Genomic DNA, 23013 nt, shown 5'->3' with positions numbered 1-23013 from the left:
TTGGATAAGAGGGCAAGTGCTCGCCTATGCAGTTCCGTCTGATGCGGAAGGCAGCGATGCCTCGGCCTTCTTCCATCCCACGATCACCTCGTCGGACGAATCCATAGCAAATGGCCAGTACGTCTCGTTCCAGGTGAAGTACACGCTTGATCACGGGAAGATCAAGGCCGGCGACTACGTCTTGGTCACGGTCCCCGATTCGCTCAAGGACGTCTCGCTTGCGGTGAGCCCCCAGGTCTTTGCCGACAAGGTCGACCTGGGTGGTGGCAGGTACAAGCTCGTCTTCAACGAGAACGCCGCCAACGGCATATCGGGGTCGTTCTCGATTTCTGCCTTCGGCAACAACAGCTCCGACCAGTCGAAGGACGCTACGATAAGCGTCGGGAGTGCCTCAAAGACCGTCACGGTTGGTCCTGCGAACAACGGTGGTGGGGTGGGACTCGAGACGCGCGGGGTCGTCAAGTGGGGCTACAAGGAGAAGAGCGGCGAGGGGTTCACGCAGGACACCGCCGTCACGGGCATATACAACCAGGACGAGGACGTGAAGGTCACCTTCGCCGTCGAGGCGGACCCTCGCCAGAGTCAGATGTGGGCCGCGGTCATCACTGACGTGCTTCCGCCCGAGCTCGTGCTGGATCCCGACTCCTTCGAGATCTGGACCGAGACGGTCGATTCCTCTGGCACTAGGCACACGGGTGAACAGCTGAGCGCTGCCGAGGTGGCAGGGATTATCAGCGTCTCCGGAGGCACCATCACGATGGACTTCGGTGACAGGCTCGACGGCAGCAAGTTCTACCGCGTGTACTACAGCGTCACCGTGCCCAGGGGTACCAAGGCAAGGATTGCCAACAGCGCGAAGATCGATTACACGGGGCAGAACGGCCCGAGCACGGAGACCTCCACCTTCACGCTGAAGCCGCAGTCGGGTTACAGCAGCTCCATAGGCTACAAGAGCGTCGACAAGGCGGAGGTCGGCGCCGACCCGGCAGACCAGGTAGTCACCTACACCATCACCTTCGAGAATGACCAGGGATTTGCGGTCGGGGACATCAACCTGGACGACAGGCTTGACAGCCGGGTGAGGTACCTGGACTCCTATGGCTCCGACTAATTCAAGCTGAGTTACGACGAGACGAGCAACACGATCCATGTCTCGAACGACAAGGATATTCCCGCGAGCTCCAAGCAGAGCGTGACCATCGTGTGCGACTTCTCGGACGTCCCAGCCGGCGTGACCATAGAGAACAGCGTGGGCGGCAACACCACCAAGACCAAGAAGGTCGCGGGGGAGCTCCGGCTCAGCGCGAGGAAGACCGTGGACGGAAGGGAGCCAGGCGAGAAGGCCTTCTCGTTCGAGCTCCTTGACTCGGACGGAAACGTGCTGCAGACGAAGCAGAACGCCCCAGATGGAACCGTGATTTTCGACGCTCTTGCTTTTGGCAAGCAGGACGTGGGCGTGAAGCATGACTACAAGGTTCGCGAGGCGGCCAACCAAGATCTCGTGGGCTACCTTATGGATTCGACCGTCTTCGACGTGAGCGTCACGCCTGCGGACGCGGACGACGACGGGGTGCTGGAGTGCGCGCCGCTAGTCACGGTGGGCGAGAAGGTCGTCGACTCCATGGCCTTCGACAACAAGCCGGAGACCGTGAGGGTCTCAGGCTCCAAGGCCTGGAACGACGCGAACGACCAGGACGGCAAGCGCCCCGCCTCCATCACCGTCAGGCTCCTGAGGGACGGTGGCGAGGTGGGTTCCCAGACCGTCACGGCAGGCAGCGACTGGAAGTGGACCTTCGACAACCTGCCCAGGTACGCCGACGACGGGCACGAGTACGCCTACACGGTGACCGAGGACGCGGTCCCCGGGTACGTGACCAAGGTCGAGGGCAGCAACATCACGAACACATTGAAGCCAACGACGCCTGACGTGCCTCAGTCCAAGAAACCCGATACCCCGGGCAAGCCTACGGTTCCAGACATGCAGAAGGATGGAGGGCCAAAGGCCCCTGCTCCCAAGGCACCCAAGCGGGAGCTGCCGAAGAGGCGCTTCGCACTCCCCAAGACGGGGGATGACTCCAGCGCGCTTCCCGTGCTTGCCCTCTCCGTCACAGGCATCGGAGCCTTGGCAGGCTCCCTCTACTTGGGCAGGAAGCGCTCGTAGCACGACGGGAAGCACCTCCATGGCCTCCCGCGCACGGCAGCGGCTCTCGCCTTCCGCCGAGCGCGGGAGTCTGCGTTTCAGGTCGCTCCTTTTCAGTGTGATTGCTCGCTTGAAACCGTTCCTTGACGCTGCCGATGTCGCTCGGTTAGAGTTGCCGTGGCAAACCCGTCGAAAGGCGGCGACGCAAAGCTACAGGGCCTTCACTGGCAGCCAGCTGCATTCTCCGCGCAGGAGGGTCAGCTGGCTGCTTTTTTGTTAACACGTGATCCGTGATGCGCGAGGCAGTCGAACAGGGGAGCAGAATGAGGGATATGGCAAAGGCCCCACACGGCTCTGCCGGACTTCCTGGCACGGACAAGAGGAAACGCGATCGTGCCAAGCTCCTCGATTTTCTTGCGTAGCCATACCAATCCCGTACCAACAAGGAGGAACGCATGACATTGGAGGACGAGAACACCTCCGAGCCCTCGTCTGTCGAGGCATCGGAAGCCACGGCGGAGCTTAGCTCGATGGGCGTGGGCCTCGTGGCACCCAACCAGACGGCGGCAGCCGCCACGCCCGTGCAACCAGCGCCGACCCCACAGCACCCGGAGGTCGCCGCACGCCCCGGAGCCCCCGTGCCACCGGAGGGGCTGTGGGAGACGGATGCCTTTGCTGCCGGCCCTGGCGCCAATGCGCCCACCCCTGGCGCGCCCCCGTCCAGGAAGCCGACGAGCAAGGGGGTTGTGATCGGCATCGTCGCGGCGGTGGCCGTGCTCGTCGGCGCTGGCGCCTTCCTCTTCGCGCGAGGTCAGGCTGCGAACGCGGGTCGTCTCGCCATCCACGAGTCTGCCGAGAAGATCGTCTCCGCAGACCAGGAGCTCGTCGACCTTGACCGGTATGCCGACCTCGAATACTTCTCCCTCGCGTTGAGCGATCCCTCCGACGCCGACGACACCTTCTCGTCCGCGACGGACTCCCTCGACGCGGCGCAGAAGGAGCTCGGCGAGGCGAAGTCCAGCGAATGGGCGCTCGACGGCGCCGACAAGGACGCGATCGCCGCTCTGCAGAGCTCCGTCGACGCGCGCAGGAACATGGTCGAGACGGGCCGCAAGGTCGTCGACTCCCTCGGTGGCGCCTACACCGCGAGCAGCAGCATCACTTCCTACTACTCCGACCTCAGCAACTTCCAGACCAGCGTCGGCGACGCGATCAGCGTGGTCAACGCCGCGTCCGATGTCGCATCGATAGACTCGGCTCGCTTCTCGACCGACGTCGAGGGCGCGAAGCAGCATGCGAGCTCCCTCTCCGCCGACGTCAGCGCCGCAAAGGCGGCCGTCCCGTCTGCGGACTTCTCCAAGTTCCAGGACGTCGTGGACAAGAGCGTCGCGCTGGCAGACCTCCTGAGCCAGCTCTCCGGTGCCATCTCGTCCGGTGACACGTCCTCCGTCAACTCAATTGCGCAGACGTTCAACTCGGACAAGAACGACCTCATCGACGCCATGGGGAAGACGGAGGAGCTCTCTGACCTCGCGGACCTGCTGGTGACGGACGAGGACAAGAGCCTTGCGGCCGACTACCAGTCCGCCCGCGACGCCGCTGTCGCCTCCCTGGAGCCCCTGAGCTCTTACACTGGTATTGACCTGAGCGACCTGACCAAGGGTTCGAGCCTGCTCGACTAGGAAGGCCGTCGCATCGCGCGCCCGAACGCCACAGCTGCGGCAGACGGGTGGCATGCGTCCGACACATCTACGAAAGGATTTGCAAATGGCAGAAGGCAAGGGATACTTCTCGCGCTCCTGGGCGCTCATCAGCAAGGAGCCCGGCTGGTACAAGATTCCGCTCGTCATGGGCATCGCCAACTTCGTCCCGGTCGTCGGGGCGCTCGGGACCTCGGGCTACGTGCTCGAGTGGTCGCGCCTGATCGCCTGGGGCGCCGACGCCGCGCCGAAGAGGCGTGGCATCGCAGTGGGAGAGTGCATCAAGAGCGGATGGCGCGGCTTCGCTTCCACGATCGGCTGGGCTGCGGCGTTGGGAATCGTCATGTCGCTGGTCTCGGGTGCGACCGACGGCGGCGTGGTGCCGTTCCTCCTGTCGCTCGTCATCGGGGTGTTCGGCGGCACGATTCTGGCGGTCTGCTGCGTGAGGGCGGCCATCTACCAGAACTTCAAGGCGGGCTACAGGGCCGACCGCATCTTCGAGATGCTCAAGAGGGACTTCGGCGGCATCGCCAGGATTGCGGGCCTCTGCATCCTGATCTCGCTGATCATCGCGCTGGCCGTGTACCTGATCGCGCTCATCGCGTTCATCCCCCTGATCACGAGGGCGATCGGCATGGCCGCCTACACCAGCGCTCATGCCTATTCGTCGTACGCGGGTGACTCGTACTACGTCTACAGCGAGATCATCTCGACACTTATGGGCATGATTCCGGTGCTGCTGGTGATTGGCTATCTGGGGTCGGTCGCGACCTCGTTCGCGGGCCTCGTCGAGTATGCGGCGGTGGGCCTGTGGATGAGGCAGTTCAACGTTCCTGCCTGGGGCGCGAGCGGGGACCCCCTGCCTCAGGACCTGATGCTGGGCGGTGCCACGGTGGCTCCCGTCGTTCCGGTGGACCCGACTGCCTGGAGCGGCGAGGCTGCGGATGTCGTGCCGGCCGATCCCACCGGTTCTGCCCCGGAGGCCGTCACGCCTCTGGACGTGCCAGCTGCGGCGGTTGCCACGGAGGTCACGGAGGACGTGGACGGGACGGCATCCGTGGAGGCCACGGATGCCGCGGACGAGGCGGCTCCTGTGGTCGAAGAGCTCGCCGCGGACGCGCCGACGGTTGCAGCGCCGATGATGCCGGCGGACGGCGTGACCGGCGAGGTTGCTGGGACGACGCCCGACGAGCCTGCTGTCGAGGACGCGGACGAGGATTCCGACGAGGACTCCGATACGGGTGCCGGCATGGCCTCCGACGAGACCAAGGACGAGGACCCGACCCTCTAGGCCTCTCCGTCGAATTGTCCGATGCTTCAGTGACGCCCGGGGTCGCATGGCGCGGTCCCGGGCGTTTCAGGCTGATCGCTCCTCTCGCCCCCCGATGTGCTACCATACGCCGAAGGCAATGACGGAGAGGTTCGTGCGTCGCGTCGCCAGCGGACAAGAGATGGGGCCCACAGGCTGAGAGGTCCCTCCAAGGCTGACACTCGAAGTTCACTCCACCAGCCGCGACCTCAACGCAGCGCTCGCCGCCGCAAGTAGGGAAGCCGTAGGCCCCACGGCACGGGGCGGAAGAGCGGGCGGTCGCGAGAGAAAACGCGACGCCAATCAAGGTGGTACCGCGGAATCATTCCGTCCTTGGGCTTGTGGGCCCGAGGACGGTTTTTCGTTCTTGGGCAGGAGGGCGCCGGCAGCCTGCCGGCGGCGACGAGAGGGGTTTCCAAACATGGCAATGTCCGACGACCTGAGGGCCATCCAGGATCAGGTGGAGGAGGGGCTCAAGGAGGCCACCACCCTCGACGCCCTGGAGCAGATTCGCATCGCCGCCCTGGGCAAGAAGGGTTCCCTGACCGCGCTCATGCACATGATGGGCAAGGTCCCCCCCGAGGAGCGCCCCGCCATGGGCAAGCTCGCCAACACCGTGCGCGCCAACGTTGACGCCGCCATCGCCGGTCGCAAAGAGCAGCTGGCTCGAGCCGTGCTCGACGCGCGCATCCAGGCCGAGGCCGTGGACGTGACCCTGCCGGGCCGCCGCCTGACCCCGGGCAACCAGCACCTCATCAGCCAGATCCGCGAGGAGATCGAGGACATCTTCGTGGGGCTCGGCTACACCGTCGAGGACGGTCCCTTCGTGGAGACCACCTACTACAACTTCACGGCGCTCAACGCCCCCGAGGACCACCCCAGCCGCTCGGCCAAGGACACCTTCTACGTGGAGGACCGCGCGCCCGAGGGCAAGGCCCAGCACGTCCTGGGGGAGTCGGACGTCCTCCTGCGCACCCAGACCTCCGGCGTCCAGGTGCACGTGATGGAGGAGAAGAAGCCTCCCATCTACATGATCTGCCCGGGCACGGTGTTCCGCCCCGACACCGCCGATGCCAACCACCTGCCACAGTTCACCCAGGTGGAGGGCCTGGTCGTGGACGAGGGCATCACCTTCGGCGACCTCAAGGGCACGCTGGACTACTTCTGCCGCGAGATCTTCGGCAAGGACCGCGCGACCCGCTACCGCCCGCACTTCTTCCCCTTCACCGAGCCCAGCTGCGAGGTGGACGTGTCCTGCGGCGTCTGTCACGGCAAGGGCTGCCGCTTCTGCAAGAACACCGGCTGGCTCGAGATCCTGGGCTGCGGCATGGTCGACCCCAACGTCTTCGACTACGTGGGCATCGACCCCGAGAGGTACTCGGGCTTCGCCTTCGGCATCGGCGTGGAGCGCGTGGCCGCGCTGCGCTACGACCTGCCCGACCTGCGCATGCTCATGACCGGCGACATGCGCTTTCTGAGGCAGTTCTAAGTCCGCAGACCCCGCGCGACCAAGACTTCCGCGCGACCAAGAAGGAGAATTCCATGCGCGTCTCTTACGAATGGCTCAAGACCATGGTCGACCTGCCCGACGACCCCCAGGAACTGGTGCGCGAGTTCGTCCGCACCGGCACCGAGGTCGAGGCCGTCGAGCGCGTCGGCGCCGACATCACCAAGGTGGTCACCTCCCAGGTGCTCGAGAAGGTCTCCCATCCCGACTCTGACCACATGTACGTGTGCAAGATGGACGTTGGCGCGCATAACCTGGGCGCCGACGGCAAGCCCGAACCCCTGCAGGTGGTCTGTGGCGCCCAGAACTTCGAACAGGGAGACAAGACCGTGACCGCCCTCGTGGGTGCCACGCTCCCTGGTGGCGTCACCATCAAGAAGGGCAAGCTGCGCGGCGTCGAGTCGCGTGGCATGAACTGCTCCAGCCGTGAGCTGGGCCTGGATGGCGACCACAGGGGCATCATGATCCTGCCTGCGGACACGCCCGTGGGCGTGGACTTCACCGAGTACATGGGGCTCAGCGACACGGTGATCGACTGCGAGATCACGCCCAACCGTCCCGACTGCCTCTCCATGCTAGGCATGGCCTCTGAGGTCAGCGCCATGCTGGACGAGCCGACCCACGTCGAGCTTCCCCAGATCAGGCACGAGAGCGCCGACTTCGGTCGCAGCTCCGACCTGGTGGACGTGCGCATCGACGACAACGAGCTCTGCGGTCGCTACACCGCGCGCGTGGTGCGCAACGTGAAGATTGGTCCCAGCCCCGAGTGGCTGGCCCGTCGCGTCATCGCCGCCGGCAGTCGTCCCATCAACAACGTGGTGGACGTGACCAACTACGTCATGTACCTCACCGGGCAGCCCCTGCACGCCTTCGACCTGGGCAAGCTCACCGAACGCGACGGCAAGCGTCACGTCGTGGTGCGCGCGGCGGCCGATGGCGAGAAGGTCGTGACCCTGGACGGCGTGGAGCGCGAGCTCACCAGCGACATGATCGTGATTACGGACGACGGCAAGGCCCCCGTGGCCTTGGCTGGCGTCATGGGCGGCCTCGACTCCGACATCGACGAGGGCACGGTGGACGTCCTTCTCGAGAGCGCCGTGTTCGAGAAGGGCCACATCAGCCGCACGAGCCGCAACCTCGACCTCATGAGCGAGGCGTCGATCCGCTACGAGCGCCAGGTGGACGGCAGCGGCTGCGCCCGCGTCTCCGACGTGGCCGCCGCCCTCTTCGAGGAGTGCTGCGGCGCCCAGGTCTGCGAGGGCAGGGTGGACGAGTACCCCGCCCCCGTGGCCGCGTCCCGGCTCACGCTGCGCCCGGAGCGCGTGCGCTCGCTCTGCGGTGCGCCCATCGAGGACGAGTTCATGGCCTCTCGCCTGCGCCTGCTCGGCTGTGACGTGGTTGCGGGGAAGGACGGTGCCCTCGAGGTGACGGCCCCCACCAACCGTCCCGACCTCACCCGCGAGGTCGACCTGGTGGAGGAGGTGCTGCGCCTCTGGGGCGAGGGCGACGTGGAGCCCACCCTGCCTGCGGCCCGCAACCACGCCGGCGGCCTGACCGAGGAGCAGCGGACGCTCCGCAAGATCGGCTCGACCCTGCGCGCCGCCGGCCTGAGCGAGACCTCCACCTACAACTTCGCCGACCCCCAGGAGCTCGAGCTTCTGGGCATGGGCGAGACGGGCAAGGGCGTGCCCGTGCGCATCCTGCGACCGCTCGTCGCCGACCAGAGCGAGATGCGTCGCGACATGCTGCCCGCCCTCCTGCGCTCCGTCGCCTACAACCGCGACCACGGCGTGAAGAACGTCCACCTGTACGAGGTCGGCCGCGTCTTCTACGGCCACGAGCACAGGAGCCAGCCCGACGAGCCCAGCATGGTGGCCGGCGTGCTGAGCGGCTCCTGGGCGGACGACGCCTGGAACCAGAAGACGGGCGAGCTGGACTTCTTCGACGCCAAGGGCGTGGTCGAGACCCTGCTCGAGGCCCTGCGCATTACCAAGGTCCGCTTCCGTGCGGCCGACCCCGAGGCCTATGGCTGGCTGCAGCCGGGCCGCTCCGCCGAGGTGCTGGCCCAGGGCGAGCTCATCGGCTGGGTGGGAAACGTGCACCCGCGCTCGCTCGAGGCCTTTGGCATTGACGACGCGGTCGTGGCCTTTGAGCTGAGCGTCGCGGCGCTGCTGAGGCTGGCCAAGGACGAGCTGCCCTACGAGGACGTTCCCACGCTGCCCGGCGTCTCTATCGACCTGGCGCTGGTGGTGGACGAGGGCCTGAGCTACGAGCAGGTCATGCAGCGCATCAAGAGCGCCGGCGGCAAGCTCCTGGCCAGTGCGGAGCTCTTCGACGTGTACCGCGACCCCGTGAGGGTGGGCGTGGGCAAGAAGTCGATGGCCTTCTCGCTTGAGTATCGCGNTGGGTATAAGAGACGGGCGTGGTGCTGCGTGGCGTGCAAGCGGCGCCGTCGTGACGGACACACCGCTTTGTGGCGCGCGGGCGGCTACGAAGCGGTGGCGCTTCGGCGCTTCGTAGTGCGAGAGTGGTAGAGAATCGTCTGGATGTCGGCCGGTGGCTCCGAGTGGGCCGCCGGCCGCCTTCTCGCTGCGTTTGGACGCCTGCCACGACGTCGTGTGTGGGCAACTCTCGTCCGTGACAACGTCCAACGCGTGCTTGATTTCACCGACTGCGCCCAACGCGTGCGTCCTCGCCATCCAAAGCGTCCAACGCGTGCTCGGCTTTGCCGACAACGTCAAATGCGTGCGACTTTCGCTCCAAAGCGTCCAATGCGTCCGAGGACCCTGCGTTTGCCCAGTTGCTGCATCCGCTTCAGACGCGTTCGACGTAATCGACGTATTGCGGGACGCGTTGGACGTTGCTGATGCATCGGCAGACGCGTTCGACGTAGTTACCGCTTCGGGAGACGCGATGGACGTTATGGCTGCGCCGTGAGACGCGTTCGACGTTTTCGATGCGAGAGGAGACGTGTGCGACGTAGTCAGTGGAGAGGGACGCACGATTGACGTAGTGGGCGGGGGAGAGGCGCGTGTCTGACGTTGCTGGTACGGAGAAGCGCGTGGCGTGCGCGAGGCCGCGCGCGTCAGACGTCGCCCCGTCCGCTCGCGTCAGGCATCGCCCCCGTCGGCGCGGCGCGCGCAAACGTCCTATGATGTTCCAATGCCGAGCTGGAACATTCATAGCGCCCACGTGGAAGCCCTCCTGAAGAAGCGGAGCCCCCAGGAACTGGGGATACGTGACGTCAACGCCTTTCTCTTCGGCAACTTCCTGCCCGACGTCTACGTGGGCTACATGGTCAAGCCCACCACGCGCATCATCGTCTACAACGACACGCACTTCGCGGACCCAAACTTCGTGCCCGAGCCCCGCTACTGGGAGTTCTGGCGCCGCTTCGGCCTGCCCAGCGCCGATGCCGACGGTCGCGTGTCGGACCTCGTGCTGGGTACCTGGTGCCACCTCGTGGCAGACAACGCCTACAACCACGACGTGAACGCCTTCATCGAGGGCATGGGCATCCGTCCGGGCGAGACGACCCGCATCCGCAAGCAGGGGGACTTCGACCTCTTTGGCCGCACCCTCGACCTGCGTCTCGAGTGCCGCCTGGACGACGAGCTTGTCCGACAGGCCCACGCCTTCCCGCAGTACCCCGTGCTCGAGCCCGACCTCAGGGCGAGCGTCGCTGCCGCTTCCGCCATCGTGCGCGACAACCGCCTGCATCACGTGGACGGAACGCCCGCCTACAGCATGCTCACGCCAGAGCTCTTTTCCAACATGTTCGAGGAGGTCCAGCAGCGCATGCTCGAGGGCCTCCTGGCCTACGCCGAGCAAGGCGCCTCGGCGGAGCCCCTCAGAAGGGAGGGCCCCCGTGCCCGACGCCGCTAGCAACAGCGCCCCGAGCGCCCCCGTGTTCGGCAAGCAGGGAGGAGAGCTGCTCTACGTGCAGGTCTCCGACTTCGTGAGGGAGAAGATCTACTCCAAGGACTGGGGCGTGGACGAGCCCATCCCCTCGGAGCACGAGCTCATGGACATGCTCCACCTCTCGCGCGGGACGGTGCAGAAGGGCGTCCGCCAGCTGGTGGACGAGGGCCTGCTCGTGCAGCAGCGAGGCCGCGGGACCTTCGTGGTGCAGCCGGTCATGGCGCGTCCGTCGTCCAACCGCCTGCTATCGTTTGGCGAGTCGATGGGGCATCAGGGAATCGACTTCACCACCCGCGTCATAGAGTGCGAGGTGCGCGCCGCCGGCCCCCTCTGCGCCGAGAACCTGCAGATCGAGCCGGGCAGCGACTACCTATACTTGAGCCGCGTGCGCTACGTGCGCAAGCGCGCGGTCATGTTCATCGAGAGCCACCTCAACCTGGGCGTTTGTCCGGGGCTCGAGGGAGCCGACTTCACGCGAGAGGGGCTCTTCGCCGCCGTGCAGCGCACGAGTGGCCACGAGATTGGCCGCTCCGAGATGGTCTACACGGCCCGCACCGCCGGCAAGGTGCGCGGCGGCCACCTGGAGTGCGATGAGCACGCGCCGGTGCTCGAGCTCGACCAGCTGGTGCGCCTGGACGACGGAACTCCCTTCGAGTGGGGCAGCGTCTGGCTGCCGGCGAACCGCTGCGTCATCAGCAACGAGACCCGCCGCGCGTAGGAGTCGCCTGCGCCATGCGTGCAGTCAGTCGCGCTCGAACGCTCGTCTCGCTTGGCACGCACGAGTGCTGTCAGCGTGCGTCGCGCACGCCGAAGCGCACGACTTTCTCAACTTGCACGCCGAAGCGCACGTCCTGCCCAACACGCACGCTGAAGCGCACGCTCCGCTCAACGCGCACGCTGAAGCGCACGCTCCGCTCAACGCGCACGCCGAAGCGCACGGTCGCATCTGCGTTTGCCCAGTTGGCGGGAGAGGCGTCTGTGTGTTCGAGCGTGGTGGATGAGAACGGCGTGCGCAATGGCGTGATGGGCGAGAACCGCGCGTGCAACAGCGTACCCAGGCGAGAGGAGCCGCGCCCGCGCCAGCCTAGCCAGCCTAGCGCTCGCAGAGCCAGTAGCGCACGCTCAGCGGCGGGACCTCCGAGCCTCCGCCGAAGTCGTGGTCCTCTCCCGTGATGACGTCCACGGCGCGACCGCAGCGCGCGTCGAAGTGGAAGGTGTGGGGCTCGTCCGCCGCGTTGACGGCCACGATGAGCCGCTCGTGCTCGCTCTGGCGCTGGAAGAGGAGCTGGCGCGGCTGGCAGTCGAGCTGGGCGTAGTCTCCCCAGGCGAGCGCCTCGGCGCCGGGGTGCCCGGGCCTTCTGCAGGCGGCGAGCGACGCGACCCAGCTCGTGAGGTCGTTCCACTCCGGGGCGTCCAGGGCGGGGCGCAGCTCGTAGTCGCCGAAGTGCTGCTCGCCCTCGATGCCCCACTCGCTGCCGTAGTACACGCAGGGGACTCCGGGCATGGCGAAGAGCAGCCCGTAGAGGGCGGGGAGCTGCCTGGGGTCATCCAGGCGCGTGGCGATGCGCGGCACGTCGTGGTTGTCCACGAAGTTGAGCAGGTGCCTGCCAGTGTAGAGGTCCCAAGGATGGCTGCCGCTCTGGCGCTCGAGCGCATAGGCGACCTCGTGCATGTTCGCCGCGTTGAGCGAGGACCAGAGGCCCTTGTACGCCTCGTAGTTGGTGACCGAGTGGCAGAGCTCGTCGCCCATCCACTGCCTGTAGTCGCCAAACATGGTCTCGCCCACGAGGACGAACTCGGCGTCCCTCTCGCCCAGCCGCCCCCTGCGCGCCTCGGTGAGCTCGTTGGCGATTCGCCGCAGGTAGGCGAGGTAGCCGCGGTCAAGGCAGTAGGCCACGTCCAGGCGCAGCCCGTCCACGTCGAACTCGCGCTCCCACTGGCGGATGACGTCGGCGAGGTAGTCGTTGAGTGCGAAGTCGGAGTGGTTGAGCTTGACGAGGTAGGGGACGCCCTGCCAGCACTCGTAGCTCAGGCCGTCGTCCCACTCGTCGTTTCCGCCCCAGTCGATATTGAACCAGCCTGCATAGGGGCTCGCCTCCCGGTTCTGGAGCACGTCGCGGAAGGCCCAGAAGTCGCGGCCCACGTGGTTGAGCACGGCGTCCAGGAGCACCTTGATCCCCGCCTCGTGGCAGGCGTCGACGAGCGCGCGGAGGTCGTCGTTGGTGCCGAGCCTGCGGTCCAGCGTGAGGTAGTCGATGGTGTCATAGCCGTGGCTCGAGCTCTGGAAGACGGGGTTGAGCATGAGGCAGCTCGCGCCCAGCCTGGACATGTGGCCCACCCAGCCGTCGTCAATCAGGCGGCGCAGGCGCCTCTCGGGCTCGGACGCGCCGTCGTTCTGGTGCGGCGCTCCGCAGAGGCCCAGGGGGTACACCTGGTAGACGACCGACTCCTCGTACCAAGACATGGCGGGCTCCCCTCTGCTCCGGCCCCGGCCGGGCGGCTTGCGCGGGTGGTGGACGCCGCCGCGACGCGGCGCCTGGCATCCGTCCGCCCGCGGCGCGTTGGATGTTCTGGCCCTACATGATAAGGGCGAGACGCCAGCCCGAAGCCAGCGTCCCGCCCAGCGGTCCCCTGTGTGGCCTGTGGCTACATCGCCATCGTGGTGGTCTGCACGTAGGCGCGGGTGGCGTACTCGCGGTCGAGGTTGAAGAGGCCGCGGGGGTCGTTGCCGAAGAGCTCGTAGTCCTTGATCATGTCGGAGGCGTTGGTCTCCTCCTCGCCCTGCTCCTTGATGAACCAGTCGAGCAGGTTCATGGTGCGGTAGTCGTGGAGCTTGTGGGCGGCGGCGAAGCAGTCGTTGATCGATGCGGTGATGAACTGTTCGTGGCCGAGGCCGGCCTTGAGTACGGTGAGGTCGTCGGTGAGGGCCACGTCGGGCTTGGCGATGGCCTCCATGGTGGGGACGAAGTCGTTGTCGAGCAGGTAGCGGCGGAGGATCCTGGCGTGGTCGAGCTCCTCCTGGGACTGGATGACGTACCAGTTGGCATAGCCCTTGAGGCCGCGGTCCTCGAAGAAGTCGGCGAAGGTCATGTAGAGGTAGGCGGAGTAGAGCTCCTTGTTGATCTGCTCGTTGAGGCTGCTGGTGACGCTGGAATCGAGTGCCATGTGGTTCTTCCTTTCGAAGGGGCCTGCGTGTCGGTGCGGGCGACCGAGTCGGGATCTCACCCGCGCTGGCGTCTTGCGTACGTATGGCTTATACCCAAAGGGTGGGTGGCTTTGGTCGCTTGGCCGATTGACACGAAAACTCTTCCCGAGGAGGGGCCATGGGAGCGCGCGGCGACACCCCTGCGAGCACGCTGGTGGGAAGCGAGAGGCGCCTTGCGCCCCTGAGCTGGGGCGCCTGTCTTGGGGCGTTGGCCCTTTCGGCCGCACTGCTGTGGAGGGCGGCGTGCGTGCCCGCAGACGCGCCTGGCCTCGCCTCCGGGTCTGCGTCCGCCGGTCTGGCGTCGCGCGCGGGGCTCTTCGCCTGCGTGCTCGCGACGTTGCTTCCCCAGCTGTGGAACCTCGTGGCGCTCGCCGCCGACCGGGGCAGGGCGAGCTTCGGCATGATTCCCTGGGCGCTCGCGTCGCTTGCNCGACGCCGCTCGTGCCGTTCGCGCCGCCCGACGCCGCTCGTGCCGTTCGCGCCGCTCAGGCTCGTCCCAGCGCGACGCCGACCAGGGCCCGCTCGAGCCTCGGATGCTCGTGCAGGTAGCGCTTCGCCAGCGCCTCGACCTCCGATCTGAGCTTCGCCTCCTCGGCGGGCGTGAGGTAGCGGCCCATCACGCCCAGGAGCTCGCGATAGCTTCTGTGGCCCGTCTCCTCGCTCGCGTAGTCATAGAGCCGCTCTCCGTGCGCGCAGGTGTTGCGCACGGCCACGAGCTCCTCGAGGTCGTGGAAGACCCCCTTGCGGGTGAGCGGGCTCGTGCCCCCGCGCTCGCAGGCCTCCCAGAGCCTGCCGGTGGCCTCCTCCTGCTCCTCTCGCCTCATGAGGGCGTAGAAGTACTTGAGGTTGCCAAAGGTGAGCTCGTTGAAGAGCACCCAGAGGGGCACGCCGTCGTGGTTCTGCTGATAGTGGGCGACGCGCGCGTCCGGCCTGGCGTCACGTCGCTCCGGGCTGGCGGTCGCGCCCGCCCCTCCCTGCGCCTCCACGCCGCGGGCGTGGTGCTCGAGCGTGTTGATCATCCACTCGAGGTCTCCCTCGAAGCTCGCCTCCCCGCGCAGGTAGTCGCGCTGGCGGCTGTAGCTCTGGGGCCTGAGGTAGGCCTCGGTCTGCCGGTGGCGGTTGCAGAAGACGTACGAGAGCACCGATCGCATGAGGCCCTCGATGGACATCAGGCGGAAGAAGGTCGCCGCGCGGAGTTCGCGGTCGAAGCAGAAGAGGGCGTGGACGTCGTCCAGGCTGGTGCCGGGCAGGAAGCGGTCGTCGTCCGCCCTGTCGCTGGCCACGGGATCGAGGAAGGGCAGCCTGTAGCCGTTGACGACGGCGTAGTAGCCCTCGCGCAGGAGGAGGAGCTGGGCATGGGATCCGCAGCCCATGCCGCGTCTCCGTAGGAGCTCGACCTGCTCGTCCAGCGTTTTGAAGGGTTTGTCCATGCTCGTCCGCCCTTTTCCTGACCTTGCCCTCGGGGCCGCCCGTCCTTGCGGGCGTCACTCGTGCCGCGGCCCCGCTCTGTTGGCATTATGCCGCGACGACCAGCGTGAATGCCAGGCCCGGGCCTTTTGCGGGGCCGCGGCTTTAAAAGCCCCTGAGGCCCTCGTATAGTGGTGGGTGTCTGATGAGTCCGGACTCACCGGGAGCTGCCATGCGTGCCACGTATTGCCCCAACTGCGCCTCTCCGCTCGATGATGGGGACGAGCGCTGCCCCTCCTGCGGCATCGTGCTCGCGGAGTGGCTGAGGCCGGAGCTGCTTGACGAGCCGGACGACCAGGCCCTTCAGGGCACGGCGTCGTTGAGGAGGCTCGAGGTGGACGAGCTCGTGGCGGATGCAGGGGCGCCTGCGGACGAAGGCGGGGCCGTGGATGGCATTGCGGAGGCGGTCGGCGAGCCGACGGCAGACGAGCTTCCGGAGGAGGGCGATGTCCCGGCCGAGGATGACGCTCCTGCTGCGGGCGACGTCCCGGCTGAGGGCGAGGTACCAGACGAGGACGACGCCCCAGCTGAGGGCGAGGTGCCAGAGGAAGACGAGGCGCCAGAGGAAGACGAGGCCGTTCTCCCCCTTGACGAGGTGCTCACCAAGGAGGCGCCACTCTCCGTCCGTTACGCGCGGCGCGAGGAGGACGAGCCGGACGGCTGGAGCAGCAACCACAACCTGCCCCTGGGAATCCTTGTCGGCATGGTCGTGGTGCTCCTCCTGGTGCTCCTGGCGATGAGCCGTTGCGGCAACCGCTTCGTCGACCCCTATGCGCACAGGGTGGGCCAGCAGGCCTCCGGGCAGGCGGCGTCCCCGTCTGGCGACTCCGAGGCTGGCTTGCCGACGCAGGAGGGAGGCTCTGACGCCGACGGCTCGCAGGCGGCTTCCTTGGGCGGCTCGCAGGCGGCTTCCTCGGGCAACCCCGTCGCAGACGGCGAGGACGAGCGGAGGCTCCGCCAGACTCTGGTCGAGCGCCAGTTCGAGCTCAAGAGCCTCGTCCAGAAGGTCGATGCCAGCGAGCAGGCCTTCGACGACGGCTACGCGGACCGCTGGGTCGAGCGCAATGCGCACGCGGCGGACGCCAACGCCCTCCTTGAGCAGGTCAAGTCTGCCTATCAGGATCTCTCGTCCCAGCAGGTGGAGGCGGACTCCAGCTTGCGGGGCCAGTACCTTCTCCTCCTGCGCTGCCATGCCGACCTCGCGGACCGCATGCAGATCGTGGGCGAGCTCTGGGAGCGCGACCTCTGGTACGACTACCCGCAGTACGAGCGGGAGACCATCCTCGAGCCCCGCACGAGCAAGACGGATGCGGACGGGAGGCTCGCGCCCAAGGCGGACTACGACGAGGCGCTGTCGCAGATCAGCCTCTAGCCGGCGCAGGGCGACCAGACTACTATCATCCTTGTTGACCAAACTGCGCGGGTGACGGGTGCCTGCGCGATGGGGGAGAGGTGCGGGCATGCCGGGCAAGCGATCTGACGTCATCTCGTGGGACGAGTTCTTCATGCGTGTCGCCTTCGCGGCGAGCCTCAGGAGCAAGGACCCCAAGACCCAGGTCGGGGCCTGCATAGCCGACGTCAACAACCGCATCCTCTCGGTGGGCTACAACGGCACGCCCATGGGCATCGGCGATGACGAGTTCCCCTGGGGCTCCCCCGAGGACGACCCGCTGCACGACAAGCACAGCTACGTGGTGCACGCCGAGGCCAACGCAATCCTCAACTATCGCGGATCGCTCAAGGACATGCAGGGCGCGACGATATACGTGACCCTCTTCCCCTGCCAGGAGTGCGCCAAGATGCTGGTGCAGGCGGGCATCGGCAAAGTGGTCTATCTGGACGACAAGTACCACGACACCCTGGGCGCGCAGATCTCTCGCACCGCTCTGGACAGCTGCGGCGTGAGCTACCGCCAGGTGCTCCTGCCGGAGGACGCCCTGCGCTGACGCCATCGCGTCCGGCCCGCCAGCCGTCTCCGTACCCTGCGCTGACGCTGAGCCCATCTGCGTCCGCCATGCCACGTCCGCGACTCTCCGCCCTGCCTCCGCTGCGTCCGCCACGTCCCGTGCTGCTTCTCGTTTCGTTCTCTATGCATTTCTCTGAAGTCAGGTCGACAAAAGGCCAGTTGAGAGACTTGCGATTTCAGAGATTGGCATAGAGAACGCCCCGACGGTTCAGGAGATGGCATAGAGAACGAGGTTGGGGGAGTTGCCGCGTCGTGCGCATGATGTGGCGTGCGCATGATGTGGCGTGCGTACGATGCGGCATGTACACCGCATGCGTGAGGCATGCATGTGGCATGTACGTGGCGCGCACGCGACGCAGGCGTGGACTGTGGCGTGCACGAATCGGACGCATGGTTGAAATCTAAGCGTTGATACATGAGATTTTCTGACTTCTACGGTTTATGAGCCACGCATGGGGGTAGATTCTCTCCTGTATGAAAAAGTGATGTGCCACGTCGCCCGCCGCCAACGGCCTGACCCACCGGCTCGGTCCATCGGTCCGTCACCGGTCCACAGGCCCGCCGTCGGCTCGGTTCGCCACCGGTCCACAGGCTCGCCGCCATGCCCTGCCGCATGGGGCGGCCCCACGGTCGTTGCCGCAGCGGCGTCGCCATCGTCCGCCCACGACACGAAGGGAAGCCGTCCCCAATGAAGCAGTTCAAGACCGAGAGCAAGAAGCTCCTGGACCTCATGATCAACTCGATCTATACCAACCGCGAGATCTTCCTGCGCGAGCTCATCTCGAACGCCTCCGACGCCATCGACAAGCTCAGCTTCAAGAGCCTGACCGACCCCAGCGTGAAGCTGGACGCGGACTCCCTGGCGATTCGCCTCTCCTTCGACAAGGACGCGCGTACCATCACCGTGAGCGACAACGGTATCGGCATGACCCAGGAGGAGCTCGACCGCAACCTGGGCACCATCGCGCACTCCGGCTCCGAGCAGTTCAAGGAGGAGAACGCCGCCCACCAGGGAGACGAGATCGACATCATCGGCCAGTTTGGCGTGGGCTTCTACAGCGCCTTCATGGTGGCCGACCGCGTGCGCGTGGTGAGCCGCGCCTTCGGCTCCGACCAGGCCTATGCCTGGGAGTCCGACGGCGTCAAGGGCTACAGCATCGAGCCTGCGGCGGAGGGGGAGCGCTCGGGCGAGGACGACCACGGCACCGACGTCACGCTGTACCTGCGCGAGGCGGACTCCGACGACCCCGAGGCCGGGGAGTCCCCGGACCGCTTCCTGAGCGAGTGGGGCCTGCGCGACCTGGTGAGCCGCTACTCCAACTACGTGCGGCATCCGGTTCAGATGATGGTGAGCAAGAGTCGCGAGCTGCCGCGTCCGGAGGACGCCGGCGACGACTACAAGCCCCAGTACGAGGAGTACCAGGAGCTCGAGACGATCAACTCCATCACGCCCATCTGGAAGAAGCGCTCGAGCGAGGTCGAGCAGAAGGACTACGACGAGTTCTACCGCTCCGCCTTCCATGACTGGGTGGACCCCGCGCGCACCATCAGCTTCCACGCGGAGGGCTCGCTGAGCTACGACGCCCTGCTCTTCATCCCGGGACAGGCGCCCTTCGACCTCTACAGCAAGGACTACGAGAAGGGCCTGGCGCTCTACTCCTCCAACGTGCTCATCCAGGAGAAGTGCGCCGACCTCCTGCCCGACCACTACAACTTCGTGCGCGGCGTGGTGGACAGCCCCGATGTCACGCTGAACATCAGCCGCGAGACGCTGCAGCAGAACTCCCAGCTGCGCGCCATCGCCCGTCGCGTGGAGAAGAAGGTCACCTCGGAGCTCAAGGGCATGCTGCGTGACGACCGAGAGGCGTACGAGAAGTTCTTCGACAACTTTGGTCGCGGCCTCAAGTTTGGGATCTACAACTCCTACGGCTCGAAGGCCTCGGAGCTGGCCGACCTCCTGCTCTTCTGGTCGGCCCGCGAGGGGAAGATGCTGACCTTCGCCGAGTACGCCGAGGGCATGGCCGAGGGGCAGGACAAGGTCTACTACGCGGCGGGGGACTCCCGAGAGCGGCTCCAGAAGTCGCCCGTGGTGAAGAGTGCCGTGGACCACGGCTTTGACGTGCTGCTCTGCACCCAGGACGTGGACGAGTTCATGTTCCAGGCCATGCGCAGCTGGCACCAGGACGCGGTCGCGGGGGACTCCGAGCACAAGGGCACGGATGCGCGCGACCTCGAGCTGGTCAACGTGTCCACCGCCGACCTCGACCTCGCGACGGAGGACGAGAAGAAGGCCGCCGAGGAGGCGACCAGCGAGCACAAGGGCCTCTTCGACGAGCTCAAGGACGCCCTGGGCGAGAAGGTCACGGGCGTTCGCGCCGCAGCGGGCCTGGGCGAGGCGCCGGCGACCATCGCCGCGGAGGGTCCCGTCTCGCTCGAGATGGAGCGCGTCATCGCGCGGGGTCCCGAGGGCGAGATGGCTCCCAAGGCCCAGCGCGTGCTGCAGCTCAACGCCGCGCACCCCGTGTTCGGGAAGCTCGTGGCCGCCGAGGAGGCAGGCGACAAGGACCGCCTCAAGCTCTACGGCGACATCCTCTACGATCAGGCCCTGCTGGTGGAGGGGCTTCCCATCGACGACCCCGTGCAGTTCGCGAAGAACGTCACCGAGCTGATGTAGGTCCCTTGATGTAGGTCCCTCTCGCCTCAGGGCATGTCCTCGCTCTGATTGGGCCCGGTAGCCACCTCGCGTGGTGCCGGGCCCTCTTCGTGGGGAGGCGCCCGTCGGCACAGGGGTCAGCACCGTTCGCAGAATCTTGCCAGAATGCGAGCGTGGCCGACGTTTGGCCTGTTGAGGGAGCGATCCTCTCGCACGAACGGCGAATCATGCGAGAACGGCAGGGCATGCCACGAGGGGCCGCGCGGGCAGGCGCAGGGACATCGTGGTGGGCCAAAACACGCAGCTTGACCTGTAATCTGGGTACATTTAACGACACTTATGAATAGCTTATTACACGTCGAACCCATGACCTGCGCTTTTGTTCTATCCTATAAACGCAAGGCGTACGCGCGCCAGAAATGGTTGCATCGACGATTGGATTCACATGCGCAAGGTCAAGACGTTCGGCGGCAAGAGGCACACCTACGACACCGAGAAGGCCGAGCAGCTCGGTACCCGCAGCTTTGGCGAGTTCGGCGACCCCGCCGGCTATGAGGAGACCCTCTACAAGACCAAGCAGGGCCTCTACTTCGTGGTCGGCAAGGGCGGCGACCAGTCTCCCTACGCCAAGGGCGAGGACATCAAGCCCGTCTCTGCCGACGAGGCCAAGGCCTGGTAAACGGCCTGGGGATTCTGTCCTAGCACTACGCATTATCGACCCCGTCACCTGCTGTGACCCTGCAGGCGGCGGGGTCTTGCCTTGTTTCGCGCAGGTGGACGTCGCCGGCGAACGCCTGACTACTCGCCAGTGACCGCCCGGCTACTCGGCGAACATGTTCCTCTCGGTGAACTCCGCCTGGACGGTGCGGAACATGAGGTCGACGTCCTCGAGCCCCAGGTGTTTCTCCTTCTCCGACGCCTTGAGCGTGCCGCGCCGCCGGGCCCAGCTCTCCAGCGCCGCCGGACGGGAGTCGTGAGGGAGCATCTTGTACTCGGGGTCGACCCTGCGGCAGATGTCACGCGTGTCTATGGGCACAATACGTCCCGCCTTGCGCGCCTCCGCATAGCCATCCAGCTGCAGCATGAACCAGGAGTCCTCGAATGCGGCGTTGTGCGCCATGTAGGGAAAGGCCTCCATGGCGGCGAGCAGCGCCTCCTGCATCTTGCGGTCCTGGCGGAAGGGCTTCCTGCCCTCGAGCTGCGCCCAGCCGATGTGGTGCACGAAGCTCAGGGGCACGCCCTTCTCGCGATACAGGTCGGGCAGGCCGCAGTAGCCCATGAAGGGCCTCTGGGGCTTCGCCTTGGGTGTGAGCTCCATGAACTCGAGGCCCACGTTGATGATNTCTGCCCGCTGGCCTCCGCGGGCGAGCTTGGGGCGGGGTGGCTCGACCAGCTGGTCGCGGACGAGCTCGGCGTCGACGTCGGGCAGGTCCTCGCGCGCGACCTCTTCCTCACGAACCGCGTGAAGGGGCACGTGTGGGGTGCGGCGGGGGAGTTCGTCTCGGCCGGGCACCTCGACGACCTCCAGTGCGCCTTCGCCTCGCTCAAGGGCTTCCTCGCCAGCGCCAACCCCCACGACGTGAGCGTCTACGTCTGTCTTGACAACGAGGAGGTGGGCTCCAACACCAAGCAGGGCGCGCTCTCCACCTTTCTGCGCGACGTGCTCGTGCGGGTGAACGACGGCTTGGGCAGGGATGGGGAGGAGCTCGCGCGTGCGCTGTCGCGCTCCTTCATGGTGAGCTGCGACAACGCGCATGCCGTGCACCCCAACCACCCGGAGAAGTGCGACGAGGCAAACCGCAGCTGGCTCAACGGGGGCATCGTGGTGAAGGAGGCGGCGAACCAGAGCTACACCACGGACGCCTTCTCGCGCGCGGCCTTCCTCGCCATCTGCCACCGTGCCGGCGTGCCCGTGCAGCGCTTCGCCAATCGCAGCGACAGCAGGGGTGGGTCAACCTTGGGCAACCTCTCCAACATGCAGGTCAGCATGCATGCCGTGGACGTGGGGCTGCCCCAGCTGGCCATGCACTCGGCCTACGAGACCGCGGGCGTCCGCGACACCGTCCACGCTATCCGCGCGCTCGAGGCCTTCTACTCCTGCGACCTCAGGATCGACGGGGCGGACGGCTTCATCCTGTCCTAGGCACGATGGGGGCGAGAGGGACGCCGCATTCTACGCCGAACGCGGCAGGGGCGGCTGCGGCCTGGTCATAACCGAGATCTGCTCCGTCAACGCGAGGCACGGCAGGGGAGACGCGCGCAACCTCCTGCTCGACTCCGACGATAAGATCCCCAGCTTCAGGAGGATGGTGGACGCCGTCCACGAGACCGGCGTCAAGTTCGTGCTCGAGATCTACCACCCGGGTTGTCAGGGCGTGCCCGCGCTCTGCGAGGACGGCATGCTGGTGAGCCCCTCGGGACAGGAGTCGAAGCTCCTGCGCGCGCCGACCCGCGCCCTCTCGGCCGAGGAGGTGGAGGGCGTCGTCGAGGACTTTGTGAGCGCGGGCGTCCGCAGCTGGGAGGCCGGCTTCGACGCCGTCGAGCTGCACTGCGCCCACGGTTACCTGCTCTGCCAGTTCCTCTCGCCCTACACCAACCACCGTGACGACGAGTTTGGCGGCACGCCCGAGAGGAACGCCGAGGTCGTGCGTCGCATCATCAGGGGCATCCGCGAGCGCACGGCACCCGACTTCCCCATCCTGGTGCGCCTGACGGCCGACGAGTACCTGCGCGAGGTGGGCATCGACGACGGCATCACGCTGCCGCTCGCCATCGAGTACTGCCGGATGTTCGAGTCCTGGGGCGCCGACGCGATCGACGTCTCGGCCGGCAACTACGAGACCATGAACTGGGCCTGGGAGCCCGTGGGCTTCGACGAGGGCTGGAAGTCCGCCAACGGCAAGGCCATCGCGCGCGAGCTGGGCATCCCCGTGATCGCCTGCTCCGTCGTGCGCCATCCCGAGACGGCCATGGACCTGGTGGAGGGCGGCGTCTCCATGGTGGGCTCCGCCCGCCAGTTCTTCGCCGACCCGGAATGGGGCAACAAGGTGCGTGACGGCCACGCCGACAGGATTCGCCCCTGCATCAGCTGCATGCGCTGCATCGAGAGCCTGATGGCCGCCCACGAGGACCCCTACACGCCCAT

General features: G+C 66.6%; 17 protein-coding genes, 2 pseudogenes and 1 riboswitch. Of the genes and pseudogenes, 14 read left to right on the top strand and 5 right to left on the bottom strand.

Annotated features, from left to right (window positions below):
* Positions 1 to 16 precede the first annotated feature (16 nt).
* From BQ7388_RS06515 to BQ7388_RS06480, 8 genes and pseudogenes are all read left to right on the top strand, one after another.
* On the top strand, positions 17 to 1111 hold the full coding sequence (locus BQ7388_RS06515) for a hypothetical protein (RefSeq protein WP_072500059.1): 1095 nt from the start codon (positions 17 to 19) through the stop codon (positions 1109 to 1111).
* Between the two features lie 81 nt (positions 1112 to 1192).
* Positions 1193 to 2161: a Cna B-type domain-containing protein gene (locus BQ7388_RS06510; RefSeq protein WP_072500058.1), complete on the top strand. Its 969-nt coding sequence runs from the start codon at positions 1193 to 1195 to the stop codon at positions 2159 to 2161.
* Positions 2162 to 2309: 148 nt separating this feature from the next.
* A riboswitch (cyclic di-GMP riboswitch) is annotated at positions 2310 to 2383 on the top strand.
* Positions 2384 to 2595: 212 nt separating this feature from the next.
* A complete protein-coding gene (locus tag BQ7388_RS06505; RefSeq protein ID WP_072500057.1) occupies positions 2596 to 3822 on the top strand; it encodes a hypothetical protein in 1227 nt (408 codons plus the stop codon).
* Positions 3823 to 3907: 85 nt separating this feature from the next.
* The gene (locus BQ7388_RS06500; RefSeq protein ID WP_072500056.1) at positions 3908 to 5131 is read left to right on the top strand and encodes a DUF4013 domain-containing protein; all 1224 of its coding nucleotides are present in this window, start codon (positions 3908 to 3910) and stop codon (positions 5129 to 5131) included.
* Positions 5132 to 5570: 439 nt separating this feature from the next.
* Positions 5571 to 6638 carry a phenylalanine--tRNA ligase subunit alpha gene (pheS, locus tag BQ7388_RS06495; protein ID WP_072500055.1) on the top strand — a complete coding sequence of 356 codons (1068 nt, stop codon included), beginning with the start codon at positions 5571 to 5573 and terminating at the stop codon, positions 6636 to 6638.
* 53 nt (positions 6639 to 6691) lie between these two features.
* A pseudogene (pheT, locus tag BQ7388_RS06490) lies at positions 6692 to 9058 on the top strand (phenylalanine--tRNA ligase subunit beta); the annotation flags it as partial.
* A gap of 790 nt (positions 9059 to 9848) precedes the next feature.
* Entirely contained in the window at positions 9849 to 10541 is a 693-nt protein-coding gene (locus BQ7388_RS06485) for a hypothetical protein (RefSeq protein ID WP_234946883.1), read from the top strand.
* Positions 10525 to 11295 (top strand): GntR family transcriptional regulator, encoded by a 771-nt coding sequence (locus BQ7388_RS06480; protein ID WP_009278906.1) that lies wholly within the window; start codon positions 10525 to 10527, stop codon positions 11293 to 11295. Before BQ7388_RS06485 ends, BQ7388_RS06480 begins: the two co-directional genes overlap by 17 nt.
* Before the next feature lie 70 nt (positions 11296 to 11365).
* On the opposite strand, the gene BQ7388_RS11980 is transcribed toward BQ7388_RS06480, so the two are convergent.
* The 4 genes from BQ7388_RS11980 to BQ7388_RS06465 all read right to left on the bottom strand — a co-directional run bounded on the left by BQ7388_RS11980 (position 11366) and on the right by BQ7388_RS06465 (position 15212).
* Positions 11366 to 11623, bottom strand: a complete 258-nt coding sequence (locus tag BQ7388_RS11980) for a hypothetical protein (protein WP_129583176.1) — start codon at positions 11621 to 11623, stop codon at positions 11366 to 11368.
* 47 nt (positions 11624 to 11670) lie between these two features.
* A complete protein-coding gene (locus BQ7388_RS06475; RefSeq protein WP_072500053.1) occupies positions 11671 to 13041 on the bottom strand; it encodes an alpha-amylase family glycosyl hydrolase in 1371 nt (456 codons plus the stop codon).
* Between the two features lie 182 nt (positions 13042 to 13223).
* Positions 13224 to 13742 carry a ferritin gene (locus tag BQ7388_RS06470; protein ID WP_009278909.1) on the bottom strand — a complete coding sequence of 173 codons (519 nt, stop codon included), beginning with the start codon at positions 13740 to 13742 and terminating at the stop codon, positions 13224 to 13226.
* A 525-nt stretch (positions 13743 to 14267) separates the two neighbouring features.
* A complete protein-coding gene (locus BQ7388_RS06465; protein WP_072500052.1) occupies positions 14268 to 15212 on the bottom strand; it encodes an Abi family protein in 945 nt (314 codons plus the stop codon).
* A 209-nt stretch (positions 15213 to 15421) separates the two neighbouring features.
* Here BQ7388_RS06465 and BQ7388_RS06460 point away from each other — a divergent pair, with 209 nt between their 5' ends.
* The 4 genes from BQ7388_RS06460 (at position 15422) to BQ7388_RS06445 (ending at position 20547) form a co-directional block, all read left to right on the top strand.
* Complete coding sequence (locus BQ7388_RS06460; RefSeq protein ID WP_072500051.1) at positions 15422 to 16621, top strand: zinc ribbon domain-containing protein; 1200 nt, start codon at positions 15422 to 15424, stop codon at positions 16619 to 16621.
* Between the two features lie 88 nt (positions 16622 to 16709).
* Entirely contained in the window at positions 16710 to 17195 is a 486-nt protein-coding gene (locus BQ7388_RS06455) for a deoxycytidylate deaminase (protein WP_062530844.1), read from the top strand.
* 708 nt (positions 17196 to 17903) lie between these two features.
* Positions 17904 to 19889, top strand: a complete 1986-nt coding sequence (htpG, locus tag BQ7388_RS06450; RefSeq protein ID WP_009278914.1) for a molecular chaperone HtpG — start codon at positions 17904 to 17906, stop codon at positions 19887 to 19889.
* A gap of 424 nt (positions 19890 to 20313) precedes the next feature.
* On the top strand, positions 20314 to 20547 hold the full coding sequence (locus BQ7388_RS06445; RefSeq protein WP_009278915.1) for a hypothetical protein: 234 nt from the start codon (positions 20314 to 20316) through the stop codon (positions 20545 to 20547).
* A 141-nt stretch (positions 20548 to 20688) separates the two neighbouring features.
* Here BQ7388_RS06445 and BQ7388_RS06440 read toward each other — a convergent pair.
* Positions 20689 to 21231, bottom strand: a pseudogene (locus tag BQ7388_RS06440) (3'-5' exonuclease); the annotation flags it as partial.
* Here BQ7388_RS06440 and BQ7388_RS12980 point away from each other — a divergent pair.
* Positions 21118 to 22011: a zinc-binding metallopeptidase family protein gene (locus BQ7388_RS12980; RefSeq protein ID WP_327196110.1), complete on the top strand. Its 894-nt coding sequence runs from the start codon at positions 21118 to 21120 to the stop codon at positions 22009 to 22011. The pseudogene BQ7388_RS06440 and the gene BQ7388_RS12980 overlap by 114 nt on opposite strands.
* A 61-nt stretch (positions 22012 to 22072) precedes the next feature.
* A partial coding sequence (locus BQ7388_RS06430; protein ID WP_234946933.1) for an NADH:flavin oxidoreductase occupies positions 22073 to 23013 on the top strand: 941 nt, incomplete at its 3' end.

The organism is Olsenella phocaeensis (genome assembly GCF_900120385.1).
Lineage (GTDB): Bacteria > Actinomycetota > Coriobacteriia > Coriobacteriales > Atopobiaceae > Olsenella_I > Olsenella_I phocaeensis.
The sequence above is the reverse complement of the archived record's forward strand: the minus strand, read 5'-3'. Positions and strand labels throughout refer to the sequence as shown.

Bases quoted from the DNA above. Each gene is read 5' to 3' on its own strand.
- BQ7388_RS06505 (WP_072500057.1), top strand. From the start codon at position 2,596: ATGACATTGGAGGACGAGAACACCTCCGAGCCCTCGTCTGTCGAGGCA.
- BQ7388_RS06500 (WP_072500056.1), top strand. From the start codon at position 3,908: ATGGCAGAAGGCAAGGGATACTTCTCGCGCTCCTGGGCGCTCATCAGC.
- pheS (WP_072500055.1), top strand. From the start codon at position 5,571: ATGGCAATGTCCGACGACCTGAGGGCCATCCAGGATCAGGTGGAGGAG.
- BQ7388_RS06475 (WP_072500053.1), bottom strand. From the start codon at position 13,041: ATGTCTTGGTACGAGGAGTCGGTCGTCTACCAGGTGTACCCCCTGGGC.
- BQ7388_RS06470 (WP_009278909.1), bottom strand. From the start codon at position 13,742: ATGGCACTCGATTCCAGCGTCACCAGCAGCCTCAACGAGCAGATCAAC.
- BQ7388_RS06465 (WP_072500052.1), bottom strand. From the start codon at position 15,212: ATGGACAAACCCTTCAAAACGCTGGACGAGCAGGTCGAGCTCCTACGG.
- BQ7388_RS06460 (WP_072500051.1), top strand. From the start codon at position 15,422: ATGCGTGCCACGTATTGCCCCAACTGCGCCTCTCCGCTCGATGATGGG.
- BQ7388_RS06455 (WP_062530844.1), top strand. From the start codon at position 16,710: ATGCCGGGCAAGCGATCTGACGTCATCTCGTGGGACGAGTTCTTCATG.
- htpG (WP_009278914.1), top strand. From the start codon at position 17,904: ATGAAGCAGTTCAAGACCGAGAGCAAGAAGCTCCTGGACCTCATGATC.
- BQ7388_RS06445 (WP_009278915.1), top strand. From the start codon at position 20,314: ATGCGCAAGGTCAAGACGTTCGGCGGCAAGAGGCACACCTACGACACC.